Raw genomic sequence first — 8,716 nt, 5'->3', positions numbered from 1 at the left:
CTCTGGTTGGGTACGAGCTCACTGTCTTCCCGATGTGACAAGTGCTAGCTAAACACTCATCAAGAAGAGATACAAGGTTGGGTAGAGCGAAGCGAAACCCAACACGCTTTTGAGTTGGCATTTTTAGCTATCAGCAGAAAAGTTACTTAAAAACGCGATTTGATATCGCGTTTTTTGTTTTTTAATAAAATATTGAAAAGTGTCATAAGTGTCAGATATATTTAGTATTTAAAGGAGTAATAACTTGTCAAATATCGGTTTAACTAAGAATGAAGTTGAGGAAGATAAACATCAAGAGGATGAAGTTTTTTTCTCAGTAGATGTCGTTATTAATAACTTTATACATAGAGTGTTGGATATAGAGGATTGCGCTAGTAATTTTATTACGTTAGCAGTAAGTAACTATCAGGCAAATGCAGAGCGTTTAAAATTAGAACTTGCCGAATGTCAGGACCTTCTAAAATCGGAGGAAGAGCAAGAAAAAAAACTTATTGCTGTTAGGCGCTTTCGTCAGTGTGATAGAGAAGTAGAGCGACATAACAACTCTAACCCTGTTGAGGTTTTGGAGAAGAGTTTATTTATTAGCTTATTCTCTGCATTCGATAAATATATCGGAGATTTAATCGCGGTTATTTACTCGATAAATCCAGAATTATATAAAAATATAAACAGAGAAATACAATTATCTGAAGCACTTACTTACAATTCTATAGAAGAGTTGAGGGAAGTTATTTTAGATAAAGAAATTGAAACAATAAAAAGAAAAAGCTACATAGAACAGTTTAATGACCTTGAAAAAAGATTTTCAATTAAGCTAACTAAATTTGAGGCGTGGCCAGTTTTTATAGAAATGTCCCAAAGACGAAATTTATTTACTCATTGTGATGGTATTGTGAGTAAACAGTATCTAGATATATGTAAATCAGTAGGGTATAAGTCGAAAAATATTCCTTCAGTAGGCGAACAATTAAAAATAGGTGGTGAATACTTTTATCACTCTTGTCATATCATGGTTCAAGTTGCTGTTATGTTAGGACAAACACTTTGGAGAAAAACTTCACCGGGGTGCATATCTGAAATAGATGAAAGCCTAAATTCTTTGATATTTGATTTCTTACATACCGAGGATTGGGGGAAATCAATAACATTATGTAAGTATGCTAAAGATTTGCCAAAAATTTCAGATGATCTAATGGAAAGGATGTTTTCGATTAATTACTCTATTGCGCTTAAAGCCATTGGAGAGAATTCTGCGGCAAAAAAAGTATTAGATACGAAAGACTGGACAGCAACCACTTACGACTTTAGGTTAGCATATGCTGTGATATGTGATGATTTTGAAGAAGCAGGCAACTTAATGTGTCGCATTGGTAAAGAAGGAGATTTGATTTCTGAAATGGCCTATCATGATTGGCCATTATTTAGAGATTTCAGAGAAAGCACTGAATTTTTTGAAAGTTATGAAAAAGTTTTCGGTTATAAATATACTTCGAAATTAAACTCTATAGTCGGTAAAAAAGATTCAGAAATATCTGAATTAGCAGTGGCTAATGAAGATTGAGATTTATTATTATTTTCAATAAGGATTCTCTCCCATCGCCACTACCACACAAAATATCCTTAAATCTAATTCCAATTGGTGATACTGCGGCTCCATGTGGCAGCAAAGTTGGTAAAAGCCTTTGTTATGGTCTTTCTCTTTAAAATGGGCGAGCTCGTGAACTACTAATGCTTTCAGTAGTAGCTCGGGGGCGCGCAGCAAGTCGCTGTTAATCGCTAAATCGTGCTTACGGGTTTTACCTTGCATACGGTAAGTGTGCGTACCAAGTGCGTTGGTGACCATGTCGCCTTGTTTTTTAAATGCAGCGCGACCAAACGGCGGGGCGTTTTTTAAATATTGTTTTTTAAGTTCGGTGGCGTAGCTATAAAGTAGCTTATCGCTGGTTATGGTATGCGCTTGCGGGTATTTTTTAAGTAAGTAGTTACTTACCTTTTTGTTGTTGATTAGGCTTAATACCTGCTCAACAATGTTTGCAGGGTAGCCGGTAAAGTAACGTGCGTATTCACTCATTTATATTCTCTAATTTTATTGTTTAAAAAAGTGCCGGCTGGTGGGCTTCTTTTTCGCCAGTAAAGGGGTTTAATGCTTTGTGATTATAACCTAGGTCCTGGCAAAACTGGCGAGCTAATAACGGCGCTTCTCGGTTATCGGCGGTATGAAAAAACACATACGGTGTTTTACCTTCATCAAGCCATTGTTTTACTTTGCTCAGCCACGGCTTATAAAAGGGTTTATAGTCGTTTTGCAAATTGGCTATTACAAAGCGTGCCATAGGCTGCGAGCCTGTAGCAATAGCGTGCACTGGTAAATGAGGTTTTTTTTGCTGTGCATCTATTAGCGCTTCGGTTGTTGGTTTTACGGCAAATAGAGCGCGTGTATCCATTGATATGCGATTTATGTTGTTTGCCATTAATAACTGATTAAGCGCTATTTCGGCTTCACCTTTTTTGAAAAATGCAGTATGACGTACCTCTACACCGTAATTAACCTCTTTTGGTAATAGGCTAATAAATTGTGCGAGTTTGGGTAAGTCACCAGGACCAAATGCTTTAGGTAATTGCAGCATGATTTGCCCGGTTTTTTCTAAAATAGGGGAGAACAAGTTAAGCCAATCTGTAAGCTCGGTTTGTATATTAGTAAGGTGTAGTTCATGGCTAAAGCGACGATTAAACTTAAACGTAAATTTAAAATCGTCGGGTACGTTATTTGCCCAGCGCAATACGGTGCTTGGCGATGGATCGGCGTAAAAGCTGGTGTTGCCTTCAACAGAATTAAAATGTTGGGCGTATTGGCTAAGCATATCGGCGTTTTTACATTGGCTTGAAAATAAATTGCCTTTCCATGCATTACTCGACCACTGCGGGCATCCAATATATAACATACAAACTAGCGCCTTATTATAAAGTGGCGATAGTGTAGCAAATAACAAAACGAGCTGCTGTAAATTCAGGGGCAAAAGCGGCACACGCCCTAGCATCTTAATGTTAGTTGAGTATAATGCAGGGCTTAATTTGATTATTTTTAGATTGCTAGCGGCTTTATTTGTATTGTGGTGACCTGTTTTTTAAATCACACGCCTTAAAACAAATAAGTTTAGCCGTTTAAGCCTTTTATCTGACAGGAAAACTATGCGCTCTATATATTGCGGACAGCTAAATAAAACTCACGTAGATCAAGAAGTTGAACTATGTGGCTGGATCAACAAACGACGTGACCTTGGTGGACTTATCTTTGTCGATTTACGCGATAGAGAAGGTTTAGTACAAGTTGTATTCGACTCTGACATTGAAGAATTAATGAGTTCAGCTAATACACTTCGCCAAGAATTTTGTGTTCAGTTAAAAGGTGTTGTTCGCGCACGCCCAGACAGCCAAGTAAATAAAGACATGGCAACAGGGGAGATCGAAATTTTAGGTAAAGAGCTTAATATTATTAACCGCTCTGAGCCGCTTCCACTAGATTTTAACCAAGTAAACTCTGAAGAGCGTCGTTTAAAGTACCGTTACTTAGATTTACGTCGTCTAGAAATGAGTGACCGTATTAAATTACGCGCTAAAGCAAGCAGCTTTGTTCGTCGCTTTTTAGATGAAAACGGCTTTTTAGACATCGAAACGCCAGTACTTACTAAAGCAACGCCAGAAGGCGCGCGCGATTACTTAGTACCGAGCCGTGTTCATAAAGGTAGCTTTTACGCATTACCGCAGTCGCCGCAGTTGTTTAAGCAATTGTTGATGATGTCGGGTTTTGACCGTTACTACCAAATTGTTAAATGTTTCCGTGATGAAGATTTACGTGCGGATCGCCAACCAGAATTTACCCAAATAGATATAGAAACCTCGTTCATGAGCTCTGATCAAGTACGTGGTATGACTGAAAAAATGATCCGTGAGATGTGGCAAACATTGTTAAACGTTGATTTAGGCGATTTCCCAATCATGCCTTACAGCGAGGCAATGAGCCTTTACGGTTCTGATAAGCCTGATTTACGTAACCCAATGAAATTAGTTGATATTGCTGATTTAGTGAAAGACGTAGAGTTTAATGTTTTCTCTGGTCCGGCTAACGACGAAAAAGGCCGTGTTGCTGTATTAACAGTACCGGGTGGCGCTAAGCTTTCTCGTAAACAGCTTGACGATTACACTAAGTTTATTGGTATTTACGGCGCTAAAGGCATGGCGTGGATGAAAGTAAACGACCACACTGCAGGCGCTGAAGGCGTTCAATCACCAGTGGCTAAGTTTTTAAACGAAGACGTAATTACTAAATTGCTTGAGCGTACTAATGCACAGTCGGGCGATATTATTTTATTCGGTGCCGATAAGCGCAACACAGTAAATGAAGCTATGGGCGCACTGCGCGTTAAGATTGGTGTTGATTTAGAAATCACTAACCTTAATAGCTGGGCACCACTTTGGGTTGTAGATTTCCCAATGTTTGAAGAAGATGACGAAGGCACATTACATGCTGTACATCATCCATTCACTGCACCAAAAGATATTACTGCAAGTGAGCTTGAAGCAAACCCAGCAGCAGCAATTTCAGATGCCTACGACATGGTATTAAACGGCTACGAAGTGGGTGGCGGTTCGGTGCGTATTCATAATGCAGATATGCAAGAAACCGCATTTAGAATTTTAGGTATTAACGAGCAAGAGCAACAAGACAAGTTTGGCTTTTTACTTGATGCACTTAAATACGGCACACCACCACATGCAGGTTTAGCATTTGGTCTTGACCGTTTAGCAATGCTTTTATGTGGTACCGATAACATTCGTGACGTTATTGCTTTCCCTAAAACAACACAAGCATCGTGTTTATTAACTAACGCGCCAAGTAAACCTAACCTCGATTCGTTAGCTGAGCTTGCAATTAGTGTTGTAGAAAAAGAAGTATCAAGCGAAGAGTAATTTTTGCTTAGCTTTTAAGCTAAATTTAAAAACCCTTAAGTTATATGCTTAAGGGTTTTTTTGTGGTTAAATTTAAAGCAGTTTAAAGGTTTGTGCCGATTGCTATTATCCATATTGAAAAGGAGTTCTTATGTCATTTCATCTAACCTTATTTGGTGAGTTTTTAGCTTTTTTTATTATATTATGCATCCCTATTTTTGCTGTAATTAGCTACAAAATAGGTAAGCGTAAAAGTACTATGCCAGGTGTTTTAGCGTTTGTGGGTGGCTGTTTTGCGCTATTTCCATTGTTTGGTTTAATTTTTATTGCAGTGCTTGCTCTTAAAAAAGATTTACCTAAAAAGAATGGCTACGCAGGTTAAATCTAATAGGTAAATTGTGTTGTTAAGTAACAATAAACAGTATTTTGATGAGCAATTTAATGCTTTGCAGTACGCAGAGCAGCTAACTGAAAACTCTGAGTTTGAAGAATGTATATTTATTGATTGCGACTTTTCAGGGGGGCAGTTTAAAAATTGCCGATTTATAGAATGTAGTTTTAAAAACTGTAATTTATCGTCACTTAAATGGAACTACAGTTCGCTTGAAAATGTAAGTTTTAGCCACTGTAAATTAAATAGTTTGCAATGGGCTGATGTAGATTGGCCAGCGCTTAGTATTAACGCACCGGTGAGTTTTAATTATTGTGAGCTCAGTAATAGCTCTTTTTTTGAATTAACCCTCAAAGCCCTCAAACTAACACACTGCTTTGCCAAAAATGTTGATTTTAGACACGCTGATTTAAGCAGTAGTGAATTTACAGGAACAGATTTTCGCGATAGTGAGTTTTTTCAAACTAACTTAACAAAATGTGATTTTGTAGGTGCTACAGCGTTTAATATAGATTTGAATAATAATATCTTAGCGAATGCTAAGTTTGATCGCTTCGAAGCACTTAATTTGCTTACCAGCCTTAATATAGAACTATGTGATTAATTTAGTTTAATATAATTACATATCTAGAAGCGACAGCTTGGCTGGGCTTCTAGATACTGCGTGACTGGGTAATTAACGGCTTGGGCCATTTTTATTACGTGCACTGGCAAGCTGTCTTGCGATTTCTAATAACGCAGGTGAAATATCTTCAGCGCCATCTTTAATTAGTTTTGTAACGTCACCTGATGAAAACAAACCGTCACGTGGTGATTTAATACCTAACTCACGTACAAAATCCTTCGTTTTACCAGTGCTGCCTGTTTCGATGAACTTAAAAATAATACGTTCATTGTTATTTTTAGCAGGTGCTTTTAGTGTTTCGATTTCGTCATGTATTGCAGTTAGTTTGTCTTCTAGGATTTCTATACGTTCTTGAATGCTATTGTATGATTTCATTTATTGGATCTTTTACTAAATATATTAAAACAATGGCGACTATTATCGCATAGTTTGACAATAGAGAATGCAAACCTATAAAGTAAAAGTTATTTTTAATTAAAAACAATAATTTATATAAGTTTAAATATGCAAAAAGCACTTAAAAAGCTTTTTATGTTAAGCGCACTCACCTTAACTACATCAATAATAAGCACTACAAGCTATGCAACCGACGACGTTATAACCGATAAAAGCCGCAATCGCACTATTCCTATCAATATTACATTACCAAGTAACAATGCTAAGTGTACAGAGCAAGCAAAGTGCCCTGTGGCATTTATTAATGCGGGCTACGGTATTAGTCATAACAAGTATACGTTTGCCAGTAATGCGTTTAATCAACGCGGATACTTAACAGTAGCCGTTGCACATGAACTAAAAACCGACCCTTACCTAAACCGTGAACAGCCTTACTTAACAACGCGTATGGAAAACTGGCATCGTGGCGTAGTGACGCTTAAGTTTTTAGTTAATGAGCTAGCGAGTAAATACCCAGCGTACGACTTTACGAAACTCGCCTTATTTGGGCACTCAAACGGCGGTGATATTTCAGCGTTATACGGCTCTATTTATCCTAATGAAGTTAGCACTATTATTACGCTCGATCATCGCCGTATGTTGATCCCGCGCAATAAAAACATTCGCGTACTTACTCTACGGGGTAGTGATTACCCAGCTGATGCGAATGTATTATTAACGGCTGAGGAGCAGGGTGTTTATCCTGTTAAGCAAACACTAATAGAAAAATCTCGCCATAACGATATGTACGATGGCGGGCCAAAATGGCTGGTGGATAGAATGAGTAAAGAGGTAAAGGAATTTTTAGATAATTAGCCAAGATATAATCAAGCCAGCTTTAAGCTGGCTTGATATATAAAGGTTTAAGCTGACGCAAAACTTTGAGTGGTATTAAACAAAGCATGTATATTGTTGCAGGTTACCCTTGCGGCGTAGCAAACTGTTTTATTGGTCGTTCTTTTATTTCCATATCTTCAGTAGGAATAGCTAAAAGTGAATATCTGGTTCTTATGGTAATGATATCAGCAAATTTACCGTTAATGTACAAGTTGACGAACGGTGTAATCGTACTTACTAAGTATTTTTTTTCAGGGTTTAAAGCAAACCTTTCTTCCATGCCTTTTAGCTCAATAAACTTTACTTCAAGCGGTTCGAACTCTATAGAGGATAATTGCTTGTGAGCACGCCGCTGTCCTTGTATAGGTTGTTCAGGGACTTTTGCACCTGGATTTCCCGCTATTAATGAGAAGTATTCATCCACTTCATATATAAACATTGAGTTTAAGTCGATTCCCTGCTTATCGAAAGCGAGAGAGCTTAGCTTAACTTGATAAGGCGTAGTATTCGCCAATCTTATACTAGTGATACATTTAGTATCTAGATGACAAAATGTATAAGAGGATGCAGCAATAGGACCTTCGATAATTTCTTCAGAGTTGGCTAAAGTAGAGTAACTAATTAAAAGAAATATAATATTTACTAAAATTTTCATTGAGCTGCTCGCACTGCATTTTCAAAAAGATATGATCGGTATAACAAATTTGTTCTGCCACTACCTTCATATCCACTAAACAGAGTTAGTGGATTATTACTACTGATTACCCCTGTGGCGTAGCAAACTGCTTTATTGGTCGTTCTTTTATTTCCATATCTTCTGTAGGAATTGTTAACAGTGAATAGTTTGTTCTAATTGTGATGATATCGGCAAACTTACCATTAATGTACAAGTTTACAAATGGAGTAAGTGTTCCCACCATATACCTTTTCCCTGGCTCTAATGCAAACCTCTCTTCTATGCCCTTTAGCTCTATAAACTTGACTTCTAGTGGCTCGAATTCTAATGATGATAATTGCTTGTAGGCACGTCTACGTCCCTGTATGGGTTGCTCTGAAATACCTGTATCTAAATTATTCTCTTTTAAATCGTAGTATCTACTTTCTTCAAATACATACATCGAATTTAAATCGATTCCTTGTTCATTAAAAGCGAGAGAGCTTAGCTTAACTTGATAAGGCGTAGTATTCGCTAGTCTTATATTAGTAATACATTTAGTATCTAGATGACAAAATGTATAAGAGGATGTAGCGATAGGGCTTTCGATAATCTCTTCAGAGTTAGCAAAAGTAGAATAACTAATTAAATAAAATATTATATTTACTAAATATTTCATTGAGCAGCTCGAACCGCACTTTCAAAAAGATATGATGAATGTAGCGAGGTTATTCTACCTTTATCAGTTTCCCTCTCTGTCAGACTAGTTGTCGCGCTTAATATTTAATCATTAAAATTAAGTAGAGGGCGTGGAAAAACAATGCCA

Annotated in this window: 10 protein-coding genes; 5 read left to right on the top strand and 5 right to left on the bottom strand. The window is 37.3% G+C overall.

Features of this window, described 5'->3' with window-relative positions; all coding sequences use genetic code 11:
• Positions 1–244 precede the first annotated feature (244 nt).
• Positions 245–1,561, top strand: coding sequence for a hypothetical protein (locus I6F53_RS19490; protein WP_197240852.1), 1,317 nt, complete (start codon positions 245–247; stop codon positions 1,559–1,561).
• Between the two features lie 15 nt (positions 1,562–1,576).
• On the opposite strand, the gene I6F53_RS19485 is transcribed toward I6F53_RS19490, so the two are convergent.
• Together I6F53_RS19485 and I6F53_RS19480 are read right to left on the bottom strand one after the other, a co-directional pair.
• Complete coding sequence (locus I6F53_RS19485; protein ID WP_197240851.1) at positions 1,577–2,071, bottom strand: M48 metallopeptidase family protein; 495 nt, start codon at positions 2,069–2,071, stop codon at positions 1,577–1,579.
• A gap of 22 nt (positions 2,072–2,093) precedes the next feature.
• A complete protein-coding gene (locus tag I6F53_RS19480) occupies positions 2,094–2,942 on the bottom strand; it encodes a DUF72 domain-containing protein (protein WP_197240850.1) in 849 nt (282 codons plus the stop codon).
• A 247-nt stretch (positions 2,943–3,189) separates the two neighbouring features.
• On the opposite strand from I6F53_RS19480, the gene aspS reads away from it, so the two are divergent.
• From aspS to I6F53_RS19465, 3 genes are all read left to right on the top strand, one after another.
• A complete protein-coding gene (gene aspS, locus I6F53_RS19475; protein ID WP_197120081.1) occupies positions 3,190–4,968 on the top strand; it encodes an aspartate--tRNA ligase in 1,779 nt (592 codons plus the stop codon).
• A 130-nt stretch (positions 4,969–5,098) separates the two neighbouring features.
• Positions 5,099–5,329, top strand: coding sequence for a hypothetical protein (locus tag I6F53_RS19470; protein ID WP_197240849.1), 231 nt, complete (start codon positions 5,099–5,101; stop codon positions 5,327–5,329).
• A 16-nt stretch (positions 5,330–5,345) separates the two neighbouring features.
• Positions 5,346–5,942, top strand: a complete 597-nt coding sequence (locus I6F53_RS19465; protein ID WP_197120083.1) for a pentapeptide repeat-containing protein — start codon at positions 5,346–5,348, stop codon at positions 5,940–5,942.
• Between the two features lie 72 nt (positions 5,943–6,014).
• Here the strand turns inward: I6F53_RS19465 and I6F53_RS19460 are convergent, their stop codons facing one another.
• Complete coding sequence (locus I6F53_RS19460) at positions 6,015–6,338, bottom strand: hypothetical protein (RefSeq protein WP_010555318.1); 324 nt, start codon at positions 6,336–6,338, stop codon at positions 6,015–6,017.
• Positions 6,339–6,467: 129 nt separating this feature from the next.
• Here I6F53_RS19460 and I6F53_RS19455 point away from each other — a divergent pair, with 129 nt between their 5' ends.
• Positions 6,468–7,214: an alpha/beta hydrolase gene (locus tag I6F53_RS19455; protein ID WP_197240848.1), complete on the top strand. Its 747-nt coding sequence runs from the start codon at positions 6,468–6,470 to the stop codon at positions 7,212–7,214.
• 103 nt (positions 7,215–7,317) lie between these two features.
• Here the strand turns inward: I6F53_RS19455 and I6F53_RS19450 are convergent, their stop codons facing one another.
• Together I6F53_RS19450 and I6F53_RS19445 are read right to left on the bottom strand one after the other, a co-directional pair.
• A complete protein-coding gene (locus I6F53_RS19450) occupies positions 7,318–7,890 on the bottom strand; it encodes a hypothetical protein (RefSeq protein WP_197240847.1) in 573 nt (190 codons plus the stop codon).
• Between the two features lie 106 nt (positions 7,891–7,996).
• Entirely contained in the window at positions 7,997–8,569 is a 573-nt protein-coding gene (locus I6F53_RS19445; protein WP_197240846.1) for a hypothetical protein, read from the bottom strand.
• Positions 8,570–8,716: the final 147 nt, after the last annotated feature.

Origin of the sequence: Pseudoalteromonas sp. SWN29 (assembly GCF_015864465.1) — a bacterium.
GTDB lineage: Bacteria > Pseudomonadota > Gammaproteobacteria > Enterobacterales > Alteromonadaceae > Pseudoalteromonas.
Note: the sequence above shows the minus strand (reverse complement) of the source record. Positions and strands in the feature narration are given on the sequence as shown.

Bases quoted from the DNA above. Each gene is read 5' to 3' on its own strand.
- I6F53_RS19485 (WP_197240851.1), bottom strand. From the start codon at position 2,071: ATGAGTGAATACGCACGTTACTTTACCGGCTACCCTGCAAACATTGTT.
- I6F53_RS19480 (WP_197240850.1), bottom strand. From the start codon at position 2,942: ATGTTATATATTGGATGCCCGCAGTGGTCGAGTAATGCATGGAAAGGC.
- aspS (WP_197120081.1), top strand. From the start codon at position 3,190: ATGCGCTCTATATATTGCGGACAGCTAAATAAAACTCACGTAGATCAA.
- I6F53_RS19470 (WP_197240849.1), top strand. From the start codon at position 5,099: ATGTCATTTCATCTAACCTTATTTGGTGAGTTTTTAGCTTTTTTTATT.
- I6F53_RS19460 (WP_010555318.1), bottom strand. From the start codon at position 6,338: ATGAAATCATACAATAGCATTCAAGAACGTATAGAAATCCTAGAAGAC.
- I6F53_RS19455 (WP_197240848.1), top strand. From the start codon at position 6,468: ATGCAAAAAGCACTTAAAAAGCTTTTTATGTTAAGCGCACTCACCTTA.
- I6F53_RS19450 (WP_197240847.1), bottom strand. From the start codon at position 7,890: ATGAAAATTTTAGTAAATATTATATTTCTTTTAATTAGTTACTCTACT.
- I6F53_RS19445 (WP_197240846.1), bottom strand. From the start codon at position 8,569: ATGAAATATTTAGTAAATATAATATTTTATTTAATTAGTTATTCTACT.